Below are 21765 nucleotides of genomic sequence, written 5' to 3' on the forward strand. Positions count from 1 at the left end.
TGAACTGAATAATAGCGAAAAAACAATCAACGGTTTATGACATCTGACTCGCGGATTTTTATGGCGAGCAACGCCCATCAACAATAGGATTTCATCAGGTAAAGACTGCATCCGCTTTCTCCATTCTAGAGATCGTGTTACCAATTGAAGTACTCAGACAAGGCTGTTTGTAGGAGCAGTAACGATTTCGCCCCTCATCTTTTGCTGTATATAATGCTCGGTCTGCGAATGCAATCAGATTGTCAAAAGAGGATTCATCTGTAGGAATTAAAGTAGCAACGCCCATACTGAGAGTCACAATACTGTTTACTTGAGAGCGTGGATGAGAAATGTTTAAATTCGCCAGTGTTACCTGAACCCGCGCTGCAACATTAAGTGCTTCTTGAGTTCCTGTGTTTGGAAGGATAACGGCAAACTCTTCCCCACCATAGCGAGCAGCCAAGTCCCCAGGACAGCGAATGCTTTGAGCGATCGCTTGAGCCACCTGTTTTAAACAATCATCTCCTGCCTGGTGTCCGTAGTGGTCGTTGTAGGCTTTGAAAAAGTCGATATCGCATAGAATAAGTGATAGCGGTGCTTGTTCTCGCCCTAGCCCCTTCCATTCCTGTTGTAAAAATTCATCAAAATAGCGGCGATTGGCAATCTGAGTCAACCCATCAAGGTTGGCTAGACGCTGCAATTCTCGATTAGCCTGTCTGAGACTTTCCTCTGAATGCTTGCGCTCCATAAACCCACCCAATTGCACGGCGATCGCACTCACCAGTTGAACTAGCTTTGTATCCAACTCGTTTTTGCTCCGCTTAAAGAAAACCATAATTGCCAAGACTTGCCCATCTAGAACTATCGGCACAGCAAAAGCTGCTTTGAGCCCAACTGCACTGGCATCTTGCGATCGTAAAAATACGGAAACGGGTGTAGGAGACAAATCAGCAATCCACTCTGGTTGCTGGGATGCCCAGACCCTACCCACCAGACCCGCATTGCAACTAACCATATGAAACTGGTTAGTTTCAACAAAGTGCCGCAGTTGTAAATCTTGTGAATTGTAACAAGTCCGGTTTAAGTAGAAGGCTGTTCCATCAGGTGTAGGTGTCCAAGCTTCGCCGTAGTCCCACGCGATCGCCAGCCTCACTTTGCACAGCATTGCACCTAGAGCCGCCTCAAAATCTAATGCCTCGCTCACCGCCTGAATTGTGGTTAATAACAGTTGAGTCTCTGCTTGTGCCTGTTTTCGCTCTTGGATCTCTTGTTGGAGTTGTTGCTTTTGCCATTGGAGTGTGAGTTGTTGCTGAACTCTCGCTAAAACCTCTTCAGCCTCAAAGGGCTTTGTGATGTAGTCTGCACCCCCAACGGTAAAAGCTTTGACCTTATCTGCCGTGCTATCCATAGCACTGAGGAAAATCACGGGAATCTCACATATTTGGGGCAAAGACTTCAACGTCGAACAAACTTCATAGCCATCCATTTCTGGCATTTTAACATCTAGCAAAATCAAGTCAGGTGGTTGAATCTGAGCCGACTCCAGCGCAGTGGCTCCGTTTAATGCCTTCCTAACCTTGTATCCTTGCTGACTCAAAATGGATGCCAGTACCCGCAAATTGTTGGGTTGATCGTCCACAATGAGCAAACTCCCAGCACCTTGCGCCATAGTTCACCTTCCTTAAGGGGTTTTTTAATTCAGAAAAGACCAGTCCGATACTTAAAGATGACCTTTTAAAAGGTTAAACCTCAACCGTAAATTTTCTATTTTTACGTAAATTTTCGTAAATCTTTTAACAATCGAGCAAAAGCCAACCCGGTCCAAAACCCGTAGTATGCCTTAAATTCAGTTATGCTACAGTTACTTTTTTTACCGATTCTATATTTTGATTTTCCAATGAAATATTCAGAACCGAAGTATTGCGGTTTAATAAAGATACCCTAAATTTTAGTATTTTCTATAAGTTTTATAATGGGTTCAAATTTAAAATCATTCACAAATTCCTGTAAAGCAAAAGCTAAGGTAACAAATTTCTCTGGAATTTGTTCGATGAGTTGAGCTATTTCTTCGTCATCACACAACTGTGCTGAACGATACAATTGCTTCACCCAGTTTGACGGCATTTGAGATAACAAACACTGTAGTTCGCTCTCAGACGATTGTTGTGAAATTTCTTCCTTTTGTTGTGCATAAATATATTGCAATCCCAAATAGGCTGTCATTTTAACATATAAATATTCTTCCCTAACAGGTTTGGTGATATAGTCATTGCAACCGAGAGCAATTGCTAAAGCGCAATCCCTTTGTGAAGCATGGGCTGAAAGCGCAATAATGACAGTTTTATCACCTCCATTTTCCGCACGGATTTTTTGTATGGTTTCATAACCATTCATGACTGGCATTTGGATGTCCATCCAAATGAGATGGGGTTTCCACTCTTGCCACAGATGAAATGCTTCTTGCCCGTTACTGGCTTCGCGCACTTCCAAACCCAAACGAGTCATGAACTCTATCAAAAGTAAGCGATTTTCCGGTTGGTCATCCACGACGAGAATCCGGTATTCTGGTTTGGTGGCCAGCCCTATGACTTGACGGTGCGATGGCTCTTGTGGTATTAATGCTACAGGCACAATGCGGACGGGAATTTCAAAGATAAACGTACTTCCTTTACCGAGAGTGCTGCTTGCAGAAATATCACCGCCCATTAACTGCACAAATTTGCGGCTAATCGCAAGCCCCAACCCAGTGCCTTCTTTCGATATCTTTCCCGATTGGCTTTGCATAAAAGCATCAAAAATTTGCTCGAGTTCATCAGTTGCTATACCAACTCCAGTATCTTTTACCTCAAAGCGTAAAATTTGGGAAAACGGTTTGCCTGCGCCTTGTCCCGACGCCGAAGTCCCTAGTTTCAGCCTTAACATCACACCACCCTCAGTTGTAAATTTGATGGCATTACCTAACAGGTTGAGGAGTACTTGACGCAGTTTTTTGCAATCTGCAATAATGTATTGGGGTACGTCTTTGGCAATTTCTAAGCTGAAGGATAAGCTTGTGGCATCTGTCCGCTGTTTCAGCATTGCGGCTACAGATTCTACCAAATCAATTAAGTCAAAACTGATTTCATCTAACGTGAGGCGATCGGCTTCTATTTTAGAAAAGTCCAGTACATCGTTAATCAGATTGAGTAAGTGATCTCCACTGCGGCTGATAATCTTTAAATGTTCTTGCTGCTGGGGAGTCAGGGTTTTGTCATGGCTCATAACTTGGGCAAATCCCAAAATCACATTCAAGGGAGTACGCAATTCATGACTCATGGCAGCTAAAAAAGCACTTTTGGCTTGGTTGGCGGCTTCGGCTGTGGTAGCAAGTTCCTTTGCCTTGGCTTCACTTTCTTGTAAATCCCGAGTGCGGTCAAAAACGCGTTGTTCTAGTTCCGCATTGGCTTGCTGCAAACTCTTTTTTGCACGGTAGTTTTCTGAGACAATTGCTAGGACGGCCATTGTAGTCACAGAGATGGTGCCCATAAACAGTTGCAGGAACAGAAGAGTATTCTTTGTGAGAGCAACCTGATAAAAAAAACCTAATTTGTAAGAGGTAGTAATGGCAGCAATCGTGGCAATGAACATGACACCAAAAGTGGCAATTTTTGCGCCAAAACGAAAGGCAGCCCAAAGCAATGGTGGTAAGAGGAGGTATTCTACAGGTTGGTTTTTGCCAAAGGTGAAATAGGCAACGGCAATTAAGCTCGTACAAGCAACTAACACCTCCCAATGCAGCCAAGATTTGGTTGTGGAATCTCGTTGCGATCGCCCCCACGCTATAATTAAGGGAGCATACACCAAAATCCCAATGGCATCACCAATCCACCAATTGTAGAAAACTTGTAGAAAATTGTGCCAAGCTGTAAACCCATTCAGAGTCACTCCGACTACGCCAATGGCTGATTGCAGGATTGTTCCGGTAAATAGGCTGCATAGAGTAAAAACCACTACATGGCTGACTTGAGTAAAGGGATAAGTCGTACCGATGAAGCGTAAAATCAGAGTGACTGAAATGAACGACCCAAGGGTTGTACCAGCAGCCAAGAAAGTAGCAATTGGTAAATTAGCTGAGTTAAGGAGATTACCACAAAATGCTCCTAAGAAAATACCCAGCCAGCGCGATCGCCCCCAAAGTAACAATAACCCAACTGCGAAGCCCGCACTGGGCCACACGGGTGAACCATACTTTGAAATAGGTAGTTTATAAAGCACTAACCACGCGGTTGTCACATAAACAACAGCAATAACGAGAACTTGAGTTAACCAACGGGTATTATTAATTTTCAAACCAAGACGAACAAGAAACCGGGATAAAAGTAACAGGTGGTTTTTCAACATCATAGGTGGGTGCAAGTAAAACGAAAGCAGAGCGGTAAAACCTGTTACAGTTTTATCAAAGGTCTGAAAGTACCCCAAATTATCGACTCGAAGGCAGAAGGTACTAAAAGCACGCCTTACTAACTTTTAATTCGTCTGAAAAATATTTTGCACCATTTTTTTTCCCGAACTTTCCGCCATACGATCCAGCTGTGCAACCTCACCAGCATCTAAATACCAGCCCAAAGCACCAATATTTTCCCTTGCTTGCTCTACAGATTTTGCTCCAGGAATCGGAATGGTTCCTTTACTCATACACCAGTTGATTGCCACTTGCGATATGGTCTTGTTTCTGACTTCCGCAATCTCTCGCAAACAGGCTAACAACGGATGAATACTCGGTAGTAATTGCCTAAATAATAAACCACGAATACCTTTGGGAAAAGGACCTTTTTCCGAATATTTTCCTGTCAATAACCCTAATGCCAAAGGGCTATAGGCAATCAATTTAATTCCAAGTCCATCACAGATCTCTTTCAAACCCAGTTGGGTTACGGGATAGGTAGACAAAAGTGAATACTGAACTTGTAAGGTTGCGATTGGTACGCCTCGCTCTGCAAATCTTTTATACACCCATTGGAGCCGTTTGGGACCATAGTTAGATAAACCCACTCCTTTCACAAGCCCTTGTTGGTAAAGATCGGCAAGACCATCTAAAAGTTTACCCTCTTGCCAAGGAGCATAATTTGCTGTAGACCAATGCATTTGCACCAAATCGACATTTCTTCCCAAGCGTTGGGCTGAGGATTGACAAGCAGACACTATGGATTTTCGTGTCAACCTCCACGGATAAGCAGCAAGTTTTGTGGCAATGCAAATATCGTTTTTATTGGAACCCACGTATTCTTTGGAAAAACGTCCCAACAGTTGTTCGCTTCGCCCGTTTAATCTTCCTGTTCCGTAGGAGTCCCCCGTATCAAATAAGGTCACGCCATGACTGACGCACAAGTCAAAAACAGCTTGCAACTGGCTATCCATACTTTCATCGTACCCCCAGAGCAATCGGTTACCCCATGCCCAAGTTCCACAGCCCATAGTTGAAAGGGAGAGTTGGTGATGCATTTTATACTTATCCTTTACACAAGCTTATTCAAAAGTTCATCGTTAGACCATCCAGTTAACAATATCAGCATCCATAATATGACATATTGACTAACTACTTATCAGACATCTCCAAAAAACAATGTAAAGACTGGCTATGCTTGGTCTCTACAAAGATTGTAGATGACGAACCATTCATTATCTGGAGATATCTATTCTCTAGATAAGAATCAACACTGGCACAACTAGCTTAATATCTGCGTCTACCACCTCAAGTATGCTCCATCTTTTTCAAGATCCCATGCAGAAACATCAATGCGTCAGCTTAAACAAACAAACACCATCGCTTTATTCTTTAATAAGCAGAAATGCTTGTAAACTATAAGATTGGTGGGTTGAATCAGAAAAACACGCGGTGGAGCGTGTGGTTAGTTACAGCATTCTTTAAAGCTATGAAATTGACATCACGTTTCATGACTCAAGGTTGGCGGCGAATACTCAAATCTCTGTTCCCCATCCTTGTTGTACTCTCGTTTACTACGGTACTGCTAGTAGATAGCTTAACTCCGACACTGGCACAACTTCCACGTCACGAAATTCGTGGTGTCTGGATGACCAATAACGATTTCAATGTCATGAGAGATCGTTCTAAAGTACAGGGTGCAGTTACCCAACTGCGGAAGTTGAACTTTAACACGATTTATCCTGTTGTATGGAATTCGGGCTATGTCATGTATCCCAGTGCAGTAGCCAAACGTGAGGGAATTCAGCCTTTTGTCTTGAAAGGCAATGATGGACGTGATATACTTGCAGACCTGATTGCCCAAGCCCACAGTCAAGGTTTGTTTGTGATTCCCTGGTTTGAATTTGGATTCATGACTCCAGAAACATCAGAACTAGCCATGAATCATCCAAATTGGCTGACTCAAAAGCGTGATGGCAGTAAAGCTTCAGTTGGTGCAGCTGGCGAAGTCGCATGGCTCAATCCATTTCATCCAGAAGTACAGCAATTTATCCGCGATCTTGTACTGGAAATAGTGACTCAATATGATGTCGATGGCATTCAGTTTGACGATCACATGAGTTTGCCCTCGGAATTTGGGTACGATAAGTACACAGTTTCACTGTACAATCAAGAGACTAAAAACACTCCTCCGAGCAATCCTCAAGAACCATCGTGGTTGCGCTGGAGAGCGGATAAAATCACAGCATTTATGGTACAGCTCAATCAAGCTGTCAAAGAAAGAAAACCAAACGCAATTTTTTCTGTTTCCCCCAATTACTACGATTTTGCCTATAAGTTTCACCTGCAAGACTGGCTCACTTGGGTGCGGATGAATATCGTAGACGAACTGATCGTGCAAGTTTATCGACCCAATCTGGACAGTTTTATTCAAAAGATTTCCCGCCCGGAAATGCAAGAAGTGCAACAAAAGATTCCTACCGGGGTCGGTATTATGGCGGGGTTGCGGAATAATCCAGTTCCCATGCAACAAATTAAAGCTCAAGTGCGAGCTGTTCAAGAACGCGGTTTGGGTGTCGCCTTCTTCTACTTGGAAAGTCTGTGGAATTATGCGCCCGAACCCACTGCACAAAGACTGGCTGGGTTTCAAAGCTTGTTTCCTTATCCCGCCGCCCGTGCTAGGGCTGAAGTCCGTTCTGTTAGTACAACTGAGACTAACAGAGACTTGGAATTAGAAATCCGCGAGCAGTGATCGTTGAGTGTCAGTTAGGGCTGAATTTTCACTTGACTTGCGGCTTTTGTTGCTTTTTCTCTGGCTTGTTGCACGTTTTCTCCTTTGGCTAAAGCAACTCCCATCCTTCTATAAGGATGGGCATTTGGTTTACCAAATAGTCTAATATCTACGTCTTTTTCTGCTAGCGCTTCTGCTACACCGATGTAGTTTATACTGTCCGAACGTTCGCTAGCCAAAATAACAGCACTAGCAGAAGCTCCAAACTGTTCTATCTTGGGTATGGGCAAACCTAAAATGGCTCTCAAGTGCAGTTCAAATTCGTTGAGGTTTTGCGAGATTAATGTCACCATACCAGTATCGTGGGGTCTGGGGGAAAGTTCGGAAAATATGACCTCTTCTTTTGTAATAAAAAACTCAACGCCAAAAATTCCCGCTCCACCTAACGCATCGGTGACTTTTTTTGCTATTTCCTGCGCTTCTAATATCTTTGTGTCTGTCATTTCTGCTGGTTGCCAAGATTCTTGATAGTCTCCTCTTTCTTGGCGGTGACCTATAGGAGAACAAAAAATTGTTGGTGCGTTCCATTGCTTTATTGTTAGCAATGTAATCTCAAGTTCAAAGTGAATGAATTCTTCAACGATGACTTTTTGGCTGTCTCCTCTAGAACCTGCGATCGCATAATTCCAAGCTTTCTCTACTTCGCTTTGGTCTCGCACGGTAGACTGTCCTTTCCCTGAAGATGACATCACCGGTTTGACAACATTGGGAAATCCAATTTTCTCAGAAACAGCGATCGACTCGTCTAAGGTTGTTGCATAACCGTATCTAGCAGTCCGAATCCCTAATTCTTGATGGGCTAGCTCTCTAATTCTATCGCGATTCATCGTATAGTTAGTTGCAGCCGCAGTTGGGACGATCGCAATTCCTCGTTGCTCAAATTCGAGTAGTTTTTCTGTTCTAATGGCTTCAATTTCTGGTATAATGAAGTCAGGCTGGTGTTTAACGACAACAGCTTCTAGATCGTCAGGGTTTAGCATCGAAATAACTTCATTGGCGTCGGCAACTTGCATTGCTGGAGCATCAGGATAGCGATCCACAGCAACAACATAATTGCCAAGTCGTTTTGCTGCAATGACAAATTCTTTCCCAAGCTCTCCCGAACCCAGCAACATTAGTTTTTTTGGCAGCTTGATGGAACTCATGATTTTTTCCTAGCTATATCGCTTGTGTCTGTTGAACAATTTACCATCTGACCCGATCTTGCGGTGCGAGTGTTTGCGATCGCCCCGAGCGCAAGAAAATGTACACATATTCGCTGACTCTGTGAGTTAGACTCTATAGTACTGGGGCTAATTTCACATCTGATGCCAATACAGGCTCGCTATGCTAATCTGCCAAAATCCTGAATGCTCGAACCCGTTTAACTCTGATGGCAACAAATTTTGTACTAGCTGCGGACAGAATCATTTTAGCAATCTCCTGAGACATCGGTACTGTGTGAAAAGATTGTTGGGGGAAGGGGGTTTTGGCAGAACATATGCAGCTGTAGATGTTGACAGACTCGATGCACCCTGTGTTATAAAGCAATTTTTCCCACCAGTGCAAGGAACAGCACGTATTAAATCAGCAGAATTGTTCAAGGATGAAGCCAAGCGGCTTTACGAACTCGGAGAAGATCACCCTCAAATTCCGCGATTGCTTGCTTACTTTGAACAAAGTACGAGTTTGTATCTCGTTCAGGAATTTATTGAAGGACAAACTCTCTTACAAGAAGTCAGACAGCATTCCTTTGAAGAAAGTCACATTCGAGATCTTTTATTGGATTTATTACCAGTTCTGCAATTTATCCACGAACGTAATGTTATCCACAGGGATATTAAACTGGAAAATATCATTCGCCGCAAAAGTGATGGCAAACTCGTATTGATTGATTTTGGCGGTGCTAAGCAAGTGAGCCAAACGACTTTAAAACCGGGTACGGTTATTTATACTCCCGGTTATGCGCCTGTAGAACAGATACAAGGATATGTCTGTGAAGCTAGCGATTTATACGCTTTGGGTGTAACTTGCGTCCGTTTGTTAACTCAATGTTTGCCTTCAGCAGATGTATCGGGAAATTTCTCGGATAATCTCTACGATGCTTACAATGCTCAATGGTTGTGGCGGGAACGTTTGCAGGAAAAAGGTGTTAGCGTTAGCACTGAGTTAGAGCAAATTTTGGATAAGTTGCTGCAACATTTTGCTAAAGACAGGTATCAATGTGCTAAAGAAGCTTTACAGCATTTGAATGGCAAACAAAAACTTGAATTAAAATCGTTTAGTTTTTATGTAGTGACTGTCGATGCAAGAGGTCAAGAAGTCAGTCGCGATCGCCGCAATGCAAACTTTTTTGTTCAAGGCTTGGGTAACGAAGTCACTTTAGAAATGGTGGAAATTCCCGGTGGGAATTTTATGATGGGATCGCCAGAAAATGAAGGGTTTCATGATGAATATCCCCAACATCTTGTTACGGTAGCACCTTTTTTCATGAGTAAATTTCCCATCACTCAAGCACAATGGGAAGCTGTTGCAGCGTTATCTTCTGTCAATAAACCATTAAATCCAGAGCCATCAGGTTTTCGAGGTGCAAATAGACCCGTGGAAAATGTCTTATGGTATGACGCACAGGAATTTTGTGCGAGACTATCGCAAACAACCAAACGAAATTACCGTTTACCAAGCGAAGCGGAATGGGAATATGCTTGTCGTGCTGGAACTTCAACACCGTTTCATTTTGGCGAAGCAATAACGACGGATCTAGCCAACTATAATGGAGATTTTGCTTATGCAGGAATTCATACCTTTAAAAAGTCAATCACAGGTAAATACCGCGAGCAAACAACACCAGTAGGTAGTTTTCATGCCAATGCATTTGGATTGTACGATATGCATGGCTTAGTTTGGGAATGGTGTGCCGATCCCTGGCACGATAATTATCTTGCTGCGCCAAATGATGGGAGCGTGTGGGAATCGGGAGGCGATAGCGATCGCTGGGTGCTTCGAGGCGGTTCATGGTATGACCACCCTGCAAAATGTCGCAGCGCAAATCGGAGTAAAAATGGATCGGGAGGATATAGCAATTATGGCTTTCGGGTGGTGTTATCTTCTTTAACTTGATTTGAGCAGGTCATTTTATTCTTCTTCATCCCAAGCTAGAGGCTGAGAACGAGAGGACGAGAAATGAAAAACAAAAAAGGCGAGCAATTTGCTCACCTGAAAGGAAGTCGAAATTGAGACTATAGAAAATCTCTAAACCAGTTTCAAATCTGGATACTCAGCTAAGATGTCATCAGAAGTGAGGGTATCCCCAGAAGCTTGTGGAGTCCACAGCACTTCCATAGCTAGGAGTTGCTCCCCAGGAATACTTCCCATAACGCGTAAAGCTTGACGCAAATCATCAGGGCTGTTAACTTCTGGAAGTTGAAATTTACCCAGTGTTGCAGCGAGTAAGGTAACGATAATGTATTCCCCAGGACCTTCTGCAATCAATTTGGTAGGATTGTCGAGTTCACCCCCTGCAGCAGGTAAAGCATCTTTAGGTGTTGCTGCTTTCAGCTGGTTATTAACGTTAGTGAGAGTTTCTTCACTAAATTTGCTGCGTTCTGCTATTGATAAACGATTAAACTGTGACTCAGCAGCATTTAAACGTGCTTGTTGCGTTCCCGAACCAGCATAAACCCAGTATTCTGGATGGCGTAACAGGGCGAGGCTTGCTTCTTGTAAAATTTCTGCTCTACCTTCAGGAGAGTTGGTGTCAGCAGTTTCAGCAATGTAGTTGAGTTCGTTTTGCAAACCGCGAGCGCTAGCTAACAAACCAACTTGCAGGCGGGTGACGGAAACATTTGGGTTGCTTCCAACTTCTGTTTCACCACTACCACCACCCACACGGCGGAAGGTTTGGACAAAAAAGTTTGCGATCGCTATAAATATGAACACGCTGAACAGAGTCCCTAACCCACCCCCAAATCCAAAAAAGGGTATCAGGAAAGGAAAGCCAAAACCGCCACCACCACCATAGGGATAGGGAGCGTAATATCCTCCACCGGGGGGTGCATAAGTCCGGGGAGATGAGTAAGGACGGCTCGAAGGGACTCTGAAAGAACCACCTCCGATCCTACCTCCACTAGCGGCTAACGCTCCATTAGCTTGACCGAATGCTAATGCGAACACAAGGCTTAGGAGGAACAGGGTTTTTAAAACGGGTTTGATAGCTTGTTGTAGTTTTTTATGCATAATCCAGTCACTTGAAAAACAGTATTGGTTATTTTTTCTCCCAATCCTAATTATGAAGGTCTGTGGGTGACGTCAGCCTGTAGCCCTAAGGGGTTGTTGGTTTGAAAGGCACATTTCCAATGTACTGTCTTCGCTCTGTGCTCAACAGCGAACTTTGGGGGGATTTCTGGAGTTGATAACCGAACAACATAGTGATTGGGGACTGTAGCATCCTATTCGAGAGCCGAACACGGGAGACAAGAAAGAGGTGTTTGTAACTCCCACACGGACTCCTGTCTTCACTTGCTCTGCCTTTGGTTGTATATCCTACAGATACTTGTTCTCCACAAGTAATTTTTTTTACTTATTTTTTAATATTCTAAATTTTAAATAATTTTAAGCACAACGAGCAATCTATACCAAAATAAGGTGACTGTTGAAATTGCTCATCCTAAAAAATAAATTTTTATAACTATAGTTAAATCTCTATAGCACTTGGTTCTAGGCTTCTTTAAGAAGTTAGGACTTTCAGCAAGAAAAATAAAATATTTTTTTGTAAAAAAAGATAATTAAGAAAGGTAGCTTTTTGGCATTTTGGCATAAGATATAAGTGGTATTCAGATATTCTAAGAACAATAGTAAACCAGCGTAGTTTCAACAGGAGTCGGTTGCTGTGTATTTTACAATCACGGCTAACTCTTTTGGTTCAAGTCCAAAAAGCAATTATTCAGCAGATCGAACTTCGATATCAACTTAAGGTCAAGGGGTAACCTATGAACTCTCGAACTAATCCTTTAGATGGAATAGAATTTTCTCAGGAACCCACTAGACTAGTGATTGGTTTGAGCTAAACGTTACCCAACAAGCTAAAAATACATTTTCAATTCTATTGATAATATTTCGTGTTTCAGCTTTCCTGATGTTGAATTATTCAGATGTCTGATGGAAAATATTTCACGAATAAGTGCTCCCACTAGAGCTAAAGCTGCATCTTACCCGGACATCCTGGTGATATCTCGTTCCTTTCAACCGCAAGAAGGAGGAATTGAGGAGTACGTTTACAATCGTTGTCTGCAAGATCCAGAACGAGTGGTTGTTTTAGCCGCTCGGTGCGCGGGGGATCGATTGTTTGATAAAGCTCAACCGTTTCCTACATATCGCTGGCCTATTTCCCGCCTGTGGTGTGGTAATGTTTTCGGGAATCTAGTGCAAACTCTCCTTAACTCGGTCTGGTCGTTTGTACTAGCTATTAAACTCTACTTTCGCTATCACTACCGCTATATTGAATGGGGTCATGGCTACCATTTTCTTTCTCTTTTGCTCTTAAGCTACCTCCTCCCCGTTCGCTGTTTCATCTACCTACACGGTCAAGATATTCTCCATCTATCACGTCACCCCATATTGCGCCCTTTGTTTGAACTGACATTGAACCGAGTGCAAGGGATTGTGTGTAGCAGTTCTTGTACGCAAGATTTTTTGGCGACTCATTTTAATTTTAATACTCCTACTCATGCCATTAAGCCTGCTGTCAGAGGAGAAAAATTTGGTGTGACCACTCCAGATAGCATTAGGAATTTACGCGCCCACCTCCGCTCTGGATATAAAATTCCAGAGACAGCAGTGGTCATTCTTTCAGTAGGACAGTTGACAAAGCGTAAAGGCTTTGACCGCGTTATTGAAAACTTGACACTCCTGCTAACTTGTGGGATAGACGTGTACTACATCCTGTGCGGGCGGGGTTCTTATGAGTCTGAACTGAGAGCGTTAGCACATCGCTTGCGGGTACAGGGGCGGGTTCATTTTGCAGGATATGTCTCTGACCGCGAATTAACAAGTTATTACGCAGCTTGTGATATATTTGCAATGCTAAGTTTGTGCGATAATCAAAGATTATCTTGTTTTGGTGGTGGTAGCATGGCTTGCTTGGAAGCAGGTTACTTTGGTAAGCCCGCGATCGCCTCGAATTTAGGGAGCCTATCAGATATCATTTACCATGAGGACAATGGTATTCTCGTCGATCCCAACTCCGGGTGCGAAGTTTTCCAAGCGTTTAAGCGTCTTTGTCAGGAGCGGAACTTGCGCGAAGCATTGGGACGCAGAGGGAAACAATTGGCCGAGCGAAAAACTCTCCATCGATCGCTCTATGTACCTGAGTCCCACTACTCGACTTGGTTAACTTAGCCACCACCAACTATGGTCACAACCTCAATGCGATCGCCTTGTTGAATTCTCGTCTCGGACCAAAACTGACGGTGTAAAATTTCACCGTTGTATTCTACTGCAACCAAACGGGGATTAAAACCCAATTGTTGGAGTAAGTCTGGTAAAGAAGTTTCAGGGAGGCAATTGCGGGTTTCGCCATTCACCTGAAGTGTAATTGGGTTAGATATAGGGCTTACCATGTTCCGGTCTCACACGATTTGTCAGCTGAGAGATAAAAAATTGTGTCACCAAGGTGGGTTGTTCCGCCTGTATGAGACTGCGTACCACAGCTACGCGATTTGCTCCTGCATCAATAACATCATTGATGTTGCTTGTGTCGATCCCACCGATAGCAAACCAGGGGATATGGCAATTTTTAGCAGCATAGCTGACGTATTCTAACCCAGCAGCTGCCTTGCCCTCCTTTGTAGGAGTTTCATAAACCGGTCCGACACCAATGTAATCTGCGCCATCCGCAATAGCCGCTTGCATTTCTTGCAAATTTGTGGTGGAACGACCTATCAAGCGGTGAGGACCGAGTAATTGACGGGCAACAGCAACAGGTAAGTCTTGTTGTCCGAGATGCACTCCATCTGCATCGACTGCCAAAGCCAGATCCACGCGGTCATTAATAATAAAAATAGCACCGTAGGTACTGCATAACTGCCGCAATTTCTTGGCTTGCTCCAGACGCTTAGTATCATCAGCTAGTTTGTCGCGGTACTGCACCAAAGTTAAGCCTCCTTTAAGAGCGGCTTCCACAGTGTCGAGCAATCGGTCGCTCGGGGAGGTGACTAGATACAAATGCGATCGCAGTAAAAGTTGCTGTCTGTGATAGCCCATCAGACGACTTTCTAGGGTATAAATACGGTAGCGCATCTGCTTAAAAGCTTTCCCCATATTGGGGTTATAAAGCTTCCCGTACTCTTCTAAAACCCTCAAAGCTTCTTGCACCCGGCAAAAATTAGCTTGCAGGAGCGACTTAACGTCCGTGCGTTGTTCTTCTTGAGGGTGAGTCAGATCCGTTCCGGGGTCATCAGGGGTATTTCGCGCCGCCCGCAATTCAGCCGTATGCCAGCTTGCCAATTCTTGTCGCTCTTTCTTACATTCCCCAACCAGTTGGGCGCTATTCAAGCCAAACCGACACCATTCCTCAATGATACGCAAACCCTCGCGAGCTCGATCCAGATTGGCATCTAGTATCCGGTAAACAACCTGCTGAATATGTTCCTTTTGGCTGTGGGCTTCGACCATTACAACAACCCCATTTGTGTTTTCATCGTAACAGCCAGCCTCTTTCATATTCGTAATATTCTTTGTATTTCAATAGGTTCTTTCTTAAATTACTTTGTATCAACAATCCCCATTTGGTCAACATACGAGTACTATTGTGGTCATATCTACGTCTAAAGAAGTATAGAAAGTGCTAGTTAGTTAAAGGAGTTTGTAAAAGTGAATTGCCCCCACGTTATAACTGAGCCTTGTTGGACATATGCCTTACCAGCAACGTCGATCGCTAAAAGCAGCAAGTCACGTTCTTTCATTCATATGTCAATGATGTCAGTGATTCGTTCTTCAATTTTATTGTGTACCGTTAGCATGGGAGTGGCATTTTCAGGATTGCTAGAAGCAAGTTGGAATGCCGCTCTTGCTCAGCTACCCCCCACCGAAATTAGAAATGCAGGGCAACCCGATGTCAGAACAATGTCTCAGGTAAATGTACTCTTTGTCAACCCAAGTATCGGAGATGACAAAGCAGGAAACGGAGGTGAAAATGCTCCTTTTAAAACAATTACTCAAGCACTACAAGTTGCTGGTTCCAATACAGTTATTATGCTCTCAAAAGGAACCTATAGTGCCCAGACAGGAGAAAAATTTCCGTTAGTTCTCAAACCAAATGTCTCAATTCAAGGGGACAATCGCAGTAAAGGTCGTGGTATTTTAATTACTGGAGGAGGCAGTTACCTCAGCCGTACCTTTGGAGGTCAAAACGTCACTATTGTGGGTGCAAACCAAGCAGGCTTGAGTGGAGTCACTCTTAGCAATCCCAATCCACGCGGTTACGGTTTGTGGATTGAATATAGTAATCCGTTAATTGCAGAAAATACTTTTACTGGCAGTACCCAAGATGGGATTATTGTCACGGGCAACAGTACGCCCGTTATTCGTAATAATTTCTTTTATGAAAATGGAGCAAACGGAATCACAATTTCCGGTTCCTCTCGTCCGGAAGTCCGAGAAAACGTATTTCAACAAACAGGTTTTGGCATTAACGTTGCTCAAAACTCTCAGCCAGTTATAGTAGGTAACCAGATTCAATACAATAGAGTTGGCGTCATCGTACAAGCAAAAGCTCGTCCCATCTTGCGGAATAATCTCATCCAGGGTAGCAAAGAAGATGGGTTGGTTGCTCTTGCCTTAGCGGTTCCCAATTTAGGAAGCACGTCCGAACCGGGAGGTAACGAGTTTCGCAACAACACCCGCCACGATATCAATGCCAGTGCAGCCAAAGAAATTTTTCCGGCTTTCGGCAACAAAATCAATCAAAATCGCATTGCAGGTAAAGTTGATTTTACAGGTAATGTTGCGATCGCAGATGCAACCACTCCGGGTCGTGGAGGAGAAGTAAATTATACAGAAACCAGAGTGATGACCTCTGTCTGGGCGTCACCACCTCCCCCTCTATCTTCCAACAGATCCCCCCGCAGTACTTCCACACCAGTTAACAATCGCGTATTACCATCATCGCCGGATAATTTTCTACTTTCGGCAACCCCTGCAAACAGGCAACCTTTACCCAGAAGCACGGGAATAACCGCACCTAATGTACAGACAGGATATCGAGGGCAGCCTTTACCCACTAGAACGATCTTACGTCAACCTGCACCTTTCCCCAGCAGACCTCCTCAACTACCTGTCAATAATTCTTCAGAAGCTTTACAGTCAAATTATACACGTATTTCTCCTGATACTATCGAGTTTGCTGCCCCACAAGCAGATTCTCAAGTGTCAAATACCGTACTTGCACCCGCACCAGTGCAAAGAGCAAGGTCTCAAGCAGCATCAATGCCCGGTATAGAAGCAGCCCCTTTAGGTGAGTCAGCCCTTCTACCAGTTCCCGATGCCAATATTCCCGTGGGTAACAGTCGCGGTAGGCGAAAAGCACCACCTCAAAATTCTTCAATAGGAGTTTACAACACAGCTGCGGCATCAGCAGCCCAAGAAGAGCGAATTAATTTACGTTATCGAGTTATTGTTGAGATACAGAATGGGAAAGACCAAGAACTAGTAAAATTTCTCGCACCGGGTGCTTTTCGGACTCTCTGGCGGGGTCGTGATGTTATGCAAGCAGGAATTTTTAGCACTCGTTACAACGCCGATAGTATGGTGAAAATATTTAACAACAATGGTTTGAGAGCCTCTGTTGAACCAGTCAATTAGGGATTGGGATTGGGGATTGGGAATGAGTTATTAGTATTTCCCCCTTGTCCCCATTGTCCCCCATTCCCTATTCCTCATTTCCCAGTCGCCAATAATAACGATTCCATTCATACATTCCTTGAATTTCGTATTCTTCTCCGGTGTTGAAGCGAATAATGCAATTTGTTGACGAACCGCTACTGTCATTCGTTTTATCAATTCCAATTACAATACAATTGTACCATTGGCGACTGCACGGACCATCATCTTGTACCCATTCCCACAAAGCATTACACACTTCAATCCGAGCACCAACTTTAAGCATTGGCGCGTGCTCACAAGCATACTTTTGGAAATGACTGTCTTCGACGCGATTTAGCCATTGTAAGCCATAGCGATCGCGAATAAACTGCACTGCACCTGAGTCCTTTTCAAGCAGCCAATCGTTAAGTAGCTGTGCTTTCCAGGAAAGGTTTTGTGCTTCTTGAGACTTGACAAATTCTAACAGCGCTCGTAATTCCTCTTGTGTAAGTTCATCTAACGGATTTAAAACATCCGATATGTCTAGTTGAGAGCTTTCTTTAACTTTCTCTACTATTTGTAGTAGTATTTCTTTTTGTGTATCTGTGAGAGGGCAGCTAGCTGCATCGCAACGATAAAACGCTACTTGCAAGGCTACTTGAATCTCATCTGGACTCATAGGTGGTATAGCAATTGAGGACTTGATGAACCCTCAGCAAATAGCTGAGAGCTTTATTTAATAATTATTACAAAATTAAAAAAGAAGTCTCCCATACCTATAGAGCGAAATTCCTGTAAGCTGGGGTAAGTGTAGCTTATGATTCTATTTATCCACGGCGTCTTTATATGCAGTTGCGATCGCTCACAGTTCTTCTTGTTTCCTGTATCATTTGGGTACTGTCATGGGCATTTACCCCTTTTGCTGAAGCACTGACACAGGTTAAGCTATACGATCTCTCCTACCAACAGTGTCCGCTAGAACTAGCACAAGGAGCTGTGACAAGTGGTGGAACGACAATGGCAGCCAACTGCTTTATTGTGACAGGCAAAGCTAAAAATGATACTAATAAGACCGTCTATGATGCGGATATTTTTGGTCGTATTTATGATGCTAACAACGATCCGGTGATGCAAAACCGCACGCGTCTTGGGTCTATTGAGGAAATTCCTCCCGGTGTCAGTAATTTTGAATTGCGAATTTCCGTAGCAGCAAATCAGCCCTTACCTCTCAAGCTCAAGCAATTTAAGGCAGCAGGGTTCAGCGCTCAGATTCGGAAGTAGCAGATCGACGACTGAAGGGCAAAAAAGTAGAGACGGTTTTCTAGCGATCGTCTCTAAATCAATGAAAAATCTCTAAGTTGTAGAGACGCTTTCACTCAGTGCGTCTCTACGTTGTTTTTTGGAGAAACCTATTGAAGCAGTTGCCAAACTTAACCGACTATGGAAAAGCGTGCTAAAGACAGGAGCAAAGAACTCAAGACGTTTAGCAGTAGAAAAGCCAGTATAGGAGAAAAATCCATCCCACCCAAGGGGGGAATTATGGAACGGAACAGATTGAGGTAAGGGTCTGTAATTTGGCTGAGGGCTGCAAATGGCTGGTTCCCCCAACTGATGTTAGGGAACCATGACAAAAGAACTCGGATAATCAGTAAGATACTATAAATTTGTACGAACTGATAGAGTGTGTTGATCAGTAGATTCATGGATGGGTTGGATTCCTGTTAAGTGTTAAAAGCAGTCTTATCTTTGATTCTAATTTAGCGCCTGCCACAGCGTGTGCAATTACAATTATCTACCTTCAGTTACCAGCTATGATTTTTCAATCAGTCGATTTGTCAATCAATCGCCGATTGCTGTCTTACCGTAACTCCTCAGCACGGGGAGAACGGTCGTTGATGGGTTGATTGGCATTGCCATTCACATTTCCCAATTGCTGCCGCACTTCATCAATTGTGGCATTGAGTTGAGCAATTTTATCTTCTAGAGATCGCCGTGCCATCTCCATATCCATGCTGTCCTCCTCAGAAGCTTGGATAGGACGCTTTTTCGTTGCTTTTTTAACTTCTGTTGCGCTAGAGGTTAACTGACGCTCTTCTTCTGGTAATTCTTCAGGTTCTCGTTTGTAAGCAACAAGCGCACCCACAATCCCACCTACTACACTACCAACAATTGCTCCGGTTAGAAAACCACTTGCAAAACCATCTCGCTGACTCATATTTTTATCGCCTCATTCTCCTTTACAGTTGTCAGTTATCAGTTATTATTGTTCACTGGTCACTGGCACTGTCCCTACGTGCATACTAGCTTAAGTTCCAAAAATGCGATCGCCGGCATCTCCCAAACCTGGTACAATAAAACCCCGATCGTTGACCATTTGATCGATGGTGGCAGTGTAAACAATTAAGCCAGGATAAGCATCATTTAATTTTTGCAGAGCTGGTGGAGCTGCCACTACGCTAATAATCCGAATCAGAGTTGGATCGGCACCCCGTTGTGTTAATTCTGCCATAGCTGCCATCATAGATCCACCCGTTGCGAGCATAGGATCGGTAACCAACACTCGTGTTTGTGGTTGAAATTTTTGAGGCAACTTATTTAAGTAGCACTGAGGCTGTAAAGTTTCTTCATTTCGCACCAATCCTAAATGATAAATTGATGCTAGAGGGAGAACTGTTTGTGCCCCTTCTAGTAAGCCCAGTCCGGCTCGTAGAATGGGTACTACTGCCACAGGTACGGTTGGATCTATCAAAGTGGCAGGACAGGAATCTAAGGGAGATTGCACTGTTGTTTCTTGAGTGGGTAACCATTCTCGAGCTGCTTCATAAGTCAGCCACCGTCCTAACTCCGTCATTGCACTGCGGAACAGCACAGACGGGGTTCCAGCATCACGAGCAACTGCCAACCAGTGCTTTATCAGGGGATGAGGGGGAACGTATACGCGCAATTGTAGCGTCATAGCCGGAAATAGCCGCTTTTTCTAATAAATAACGACTGAAACATCATAATACTTTTTACCGAGCGCGGGTTTCCACTCTGAAAACTACTTTTTATTTGTTGATAATAACTTGCATTTACAGTTGACAAGAATTCTCAATCAAGGGTATATTATTGTTCAGTGTTCTCCTCTCTTTAAGGATCGGCAAACGGGATTGGTCAGCTTTCTTCTGGCTTGTCCCTCTTTTTTGTGATTAGTTAGTGGTTAGTGGTTACCACCAACCACTAACCATTAACCACTAACAATTATATGGATGTCATAGTTATTGGATCTGGGATAGGCGGTTTAGTAACAGCAACTCAATTAGCCGTAAAAGGGGCTAGAGTGCTGCTACTAGAACAATATTTAATTCCTGGAGGTAGCGCTGGCTATTTTGAGAGACAGGGTTATCGATTCGACGTAGGGGCATCCATGATATTTGGATTTGGGCAGAAAGGAACAACTAACTTGCTCACTCGCGCTTTACAAGCTGTCAGCATTAACTTAAAAGTGATTCCCGACCCCGTTCAAATTCATTATCATTTACCAGAAGGTTTGGACATTAAAGTGAATCGGATTTATGAGGAATTTTTGCAAAATTTAATTGCGTACTTTCCACATGAAGACAAAGGAATTCGTCAATTTTACGATGAATGTTGGCGAGTCTTTCATTACCTTAATAGCATGGAGTTGCTGTCATTGGAGGAACCCCAGTATTTACTACGGAGTTTCTTTCAGAAGCCCCTGGCGTGTCTTGGGCTAGCAAAATATCTACCTCAAAATGTTGGCGATGTAGCAAAGCGTTATATTAAAGATCCCCGATTGTTAAAATTTCTTGATATAGAGTGCTATTGTTGGTCAGTCGTACCTGCCCGAATGACACCCATGATTAATGCTGGAATGGTTTTTTCAGACAGGCACTACGGAGGTGTGAACTATCCTAAAGGTGGGGTAGGACAAATTGCTCAAAAATTAGTGGAAGGGTTGATTAAAGCAGGCGGTCAAATTCAATATCAAGCTAAAGTCGCGAAAATTCTCATAGAAAATCGACAAGCCGTGGGCGTACAACTGACTAACGGTCAAGTGTACCGTGCCAAACGAATTGTCTCAAATGCTACACGTTGGGATACCTTTGAGAAGTTACTCAATCAACAAGAAATTCCATCTAATGAGAAAAGATGGCAGCTACGCTATCAAAAGTCACCCAGTTTTTTAAATTTACACATGGGAGTCAAAGCAGAAGTTTTGCCTTCAGGAACAGAGTGCCATCACATTTTGTTAGAAGACTGGGAAAAGATGACAGCGACAGAAGGAACTCTCTTTGTGTCAATTCCGACGTTACTCGATCCAGAGTTAGCACCTTCTGGCTATCACATCATTCACGCTTTTACACCTTCCTGGATTCATGAATGGCAAGGTTTATCACCTAGTGAGTATGAAGCAAAGAAAGAACAGGCTGCTTGGAGAATAATTGACCGTTTGGAAAAGATTTTTCCAGGGTTGGATACTGGTTTGGATTACCTAGAAGTGGGGACACCTAAAACCCATCGTCGCTTTTTAGGTCGTGATGATGGTACTTATGGACCAATCCCCCGATATAAGTTGCGGGGATTGTTGGGAATGCCATTTAATAGAACTTCGATTTCAGGGCTTTATTGTGTAGGAGATAGTACGTTTCCCGGTCAAGGTTTAAACGCAGTGGCATTTTCAGGATTTGCTTGTGCTCACCGTATTGCCGTTGACTTGGGGCTGTAGTACAAA

The 21765-nt window shown here is 43.5% G+C and carries 17 protein-coding genes; 6 read left to right on the plus strand and 11 right to left on the minus strand.

Annotation, left to right across the window (positions count from 1 at the left end; translation table 11 throughout):
- Nucleotides 1–94 precede the first annotated feature (94 nt).
- The 3 genes from HC643_RS01380 to HC643_RS01390 all read right to left on the minus strand — a co-directional run bounded on the left by HC643_RS01380 (nucleotide 95) and on the right by HC643_RS01390 (nucleotide 5460).
- Complete coding sequence (locus HC643_RS01380; protein ID WP_050045119.1) at nucleotides 95–1648, minus strand: diguanylate cyclase domain-containing protein; 1554 nt, start codon at nucleotides 1646–1648, stop codon at nucleotides 95–97.
- Nucleotides 1649–1920: 272 nt separating this feature from the next.
- Nucleotides 1921–4362 (minus strand): MASE1 domain-containing protein, encoded by a 2442-nt coding sequence (locus tag HC643_RS01385; protein ID WP_137986071.1) that lies wholly within the window; start codon nucleotides 4360–4362, stop codon nucleotides 1921–1923.
- A 123-nt stretch (nucleotides 4363–4485) separates the two neighbouring features.
- Nucleotides 4486–5460, minus strand: coding sequence for an aldo/keto reductase (locus HC643_RS01390; protein WP_038079240.1), 975 nt, complete (start codon nucleotides 5458–5460; stop codon nucleotides 4486–4488).
- A gap of 431 nt (nucleotides 5461–5891) precedes the next feature.
- On the opposite strand from HC643_RS01390, the gene HC643_RS01395 reads away from it, so the two are divergent.
- Nucleotides 5892–7154, plus strand: a complete 1263-nt coding sequence (locus HC643_RS01395) for a glycoside hydrolase family 10-like protein (protein WP_237265804.1) — start codon at nucleotides 5892–5894, stop codon at nucleotides 7152–7154.
- 14 nt (nucleotides 7155–7168) lie between these two features.
- Here the strand turns inward: HC643_RS01395 and purT are convergent, their stop codons facing one another.
- Complete coding sequence (gene purT, locus HC643_RS01400) at nucleotides 7169–8341, minus strand: formate-dependent phosphoribosylglycinamide formyltransferase (RefSeq protein ID WP_038079238.1); 1173 nt, start codon at nucleotides 8339–8341, stop codon at nucleotides 7169–7171.
- A gap of 178 nt (nucleotides 8342–8519) precedes the next feature.
- On the opposite strand from purT, the gene HC643_RS01405 reads away from it, so the two are divergent.
- Entirely contained in the window at nucleotides 8520–10292 is a 1773-nt protein-coding gene (locus tag HC643_RS01405; protein WP_038079236.1) for a bifunctional serine/threonine-protein kinase/formylglycine-generating enzyme family protein, read from the plus strand.
- Nucleotides 10293–10424: 132 nt separating this feature from the next.
- Here the strand turns inward: HC643_RS01405 and HC643_RS01410 are convergent, their stop codons facing one another.
- Complete coding sequence (locus HC643_RS01410; protein ID WP_038079234.1) at nucleotides 10425–11408, minus strand: DUF1517 domain-containing protein; 984 nt, start codon at nucleotides 11406–11408, stop codon at nucleotides 10425–10427.
- 921 nt (nucleotides 11409–12329) lie between these two features.
- On the opposite strand from HC643_RS01410, the gene HC643_RS01415 reads away from it, so the two are divergent.
- Entirely contained in the window at nucleotides 12330–13568 is a 1239-nt protein-coding gene (locus HC643_RS01415) for a glycosyltransferase family 4 protein (RefSeq protein ID WP_038079232.1), read from the plus strand.
- Here HC643_RS01415 and thiS read toward each other — a convergent pair.
- On the minus strand, nucleotides 13565–13777 hold the full coding sequence (thiS, locus tag HC643_RS01420; protein WP_038079253.1) for a sulfur carrier protein ThiS: 213 nt from the start codon (nucleotides 13775–13777) through the stop codon (nucleotides 13565–13567). The genes HC643_RS01415 and thiS overlap by 4 nt on opposite strands.
- Nucleotides 13770–14891 (minus strand): thiamine phosphate synthase, encoded by a 1122-nt coding sequence (locus HC643_RS01425; protein ID WP_038079229.1) that lies wholly within the window; start codon nucleotides 14889–14891, stop codon nucleotides 13770–13772. The genes thiS and HC643_RS01425 overlap by 8 nt, the downstream gene beginning before the upstream one ends.
- 150 nt (nucleotides 14892–15041) lie before the next feature.
- On the opposite strand from HC643_RS01425, the gene HC643_RS01430 reads away from it, so the two are divergent.
- Nucleotides 15042–17030 carry a DUF1565 domain-containing protein gene (locus HC643_RS01430; RefSeq protein WP_038079226.1) on the plus strand — a complete coding sequence of 663 codons (1989 nt, stop codon included), beginning with the start codon at nucleotides 15042–15044 and terminating at the stop codon, nucleotides 17028–17030.
- Between the two features lie 67 nt (nucleotides 17031–17097).
- Here the strand turns inward: HC643_RS01430 and HC643_RS01435 are convergent, their stop codons facing one another.
- The gene (locus HC643_RS01435) at nucleotides 17098–17709 is read right to left on the minus strand and encodes a hypothetical protein (protein ID WP_038082030.1); all 612 of its coding nucleotides are present in this window, start codon (nucleotides 17707–17709) and stop codon (nucleotides 17098–17100) included.
- 167 nt (nucleotides 17710–17876) lie between these two features.
- Here HC643_RS01435 and HC643_RS01440 point away from each other — a divergent pair, with 167 nt between their 5' ends.
- Nucleotides 17877–18311, plus strand: coding sequence for a hypothetical protein (locus HC643_RS01440; RefSeq protein ID WP_038082029.1), 435 nt, complete (start codon nucleotides 17877–17879; stop codon nucleotides 18309–18311).
- 149 nt (nucleotides 18312–18460) lie between these two features.
- On the opposite strand, the gene HC643_RS01445 is transcribed toward HC643_RS01440, so the two are convergent.
- From HC643_RS01445 to upp, 3 genes are all read right to left on the minus strand, one after another.
- Nucleotides 18461–18733: a YggT family protein gene (locus HC643_RS01445; RefSeq protein ID WP_038082028.1), complete on the minus strand. Its 273-nt coding sequence runs from the start codon at nucleotides 18731–18733 to the stop codon at nucleotides 18461–18463.
- A 155-nt stretch (nucleotides 18734–18888) separates the two neighbouring features.
- On the minus strand, nucleotides 18889–19245 hold the full coding sequence (locus HC643_RS01450) for a ssl2009 family thylakoid membrane protein (RefSeq protein WP_038082027.1): 357 nt from the start codon (nucleotides 19243–19245) through the stop codon (nucleotides 18889–18891).
- A 90-nt stretch (nucleotides 19246–19335) separates the two neighbouring features.
- Nucleotides 19336–19986 (minus strand): uracil phosphoribosyltransferase, encoded by a 651-nt coding sequence (gene upp, locus HC643_RS01455; RefSeq protein WP_038082025.1) that lies wholly within the window; start codon nucleotides 19984–19986, stop codon nucleotides 19336–19338.
- A 288-nt stretch (nucleotides 19987–20274) separates the two neighbouring features.
- Between upp and crtH the strand changes: the two genes are divergently transcribed.
- Nucleotides 20275–21759 (plus strand): carotenoid isomerase, encoded by a 1485-nt coding sequence (crtH, locus tag HC643_RS01460; RefSeq protein ID WP_038082024.1) that lies wholly within the window; start codon nucleotides 20275–20277, stop codon nucleotides 21757–21759.
- Nucleotides 21760–21765: the final 6 nt, after the last annotated feature.

The sequence above is a fragment of the Tolypothrix bouteillei VB521301 genome, from assembly GCF_000760695.4.
GTDB lineage: Bacteria > Cyanobacteriota > Cyanobacteriia > Cyanobacteriales > Nostocaceae > Scytonema > Scytonema bouteillei_A.

Coding starts and splice junctions, on each gene's coding strand:
- HC643_RS01380 (WP_050045119.1), bottom strand. CDS start 1,648: ATGGCGCAAGGTGCTGGGAGTTTGCTCATTGTGGACGATCAACCCAAC.
- HC643_RS01385 (WP_137986071.1), bottom strand. CDS start 4,362: ATGATGTTGAAAAACCACCTGTTACTTTTATCCCGGTTTCTTGTTCGT.
- HC643_RS01390 (WP_038079240.1), bottom strand. CDS start 5,460: ATGCATCACCAACTCTCCCTTTCAACTATGGGCTGTGGAACTTGGGCA.
- HC643_RS01395 (WP_237265804.1), top strand. CDS start 5,892: ATGAAATTGACATCACGTTTCATGACTCAAGGTTGGCGGCGAATACTC.
- HC643_RS01405 (WP_038079236.1), top strand. CDS start 8,520: ATGCTAATCTGCCAAAATCCTGAATGCTCGAACCCGTTTAACTCTGAT.
- HC643_RS01410 (WP_038079234.1), bottom strand. CDS start 11,408: ATGCATAAAAAACTACAACAAGCTATCAAACCCGTTTTAAAAACCCTG.
- HC643_RS01415 (WP_038079232.1), top strand. CDS start 12,330: ATGGAAAATATTTCACGAATAAGTGCTCCCACTAGAGCTAAAGCTGCA.
- HC643_RS01425 (WP_038079229.1), bottom strand. CDS start 14,891: ATGAAAGAGGCTGGCTGTTACGATGAAAACACAAATGGGGTTGTTGTA.
- HC643_RS01435 (WP_038082030.1), bottom strand. CDS start 17,709: ATGAGTCCAGATGAGATTCAAGTAGCCTTGCAAGTAGCGTTTTATCGT.
- HC643_RS01440 (WP_038082029.1), top strand. CDS start 17,877: ATGCAGTTGCGATCGCTCACAGTTCTTCTTGTTTCCTGTATCATTTGG.
- HC643_RS01445 (WP_038082028.1), bottom strand. CDS start 18,733: ATGAATCTACTGATCAACACACTCTATCAGTTCGTACAAATTTATAGT.
- HC643_RS01450 (WP_038082027.1), bottom strand. CDS start 19,245: ATGAGTCAGCGAGATGGTTTTGCAAGTGGTTTTCTAACCGGAGCAATT.
- upp (WP_038082025.1), bottom strand. CDS start 19,986: ATGACGCTACAATTGCGCGTATACGTTCCCCCTCATCCCCTGATAAAG.
- crtH (WP_038082024.1), top strand. CDS start 20,275: ATGGATGTCATAGTTATTGGATCTGGGATAGGCGGTTTAGTAACAGCA.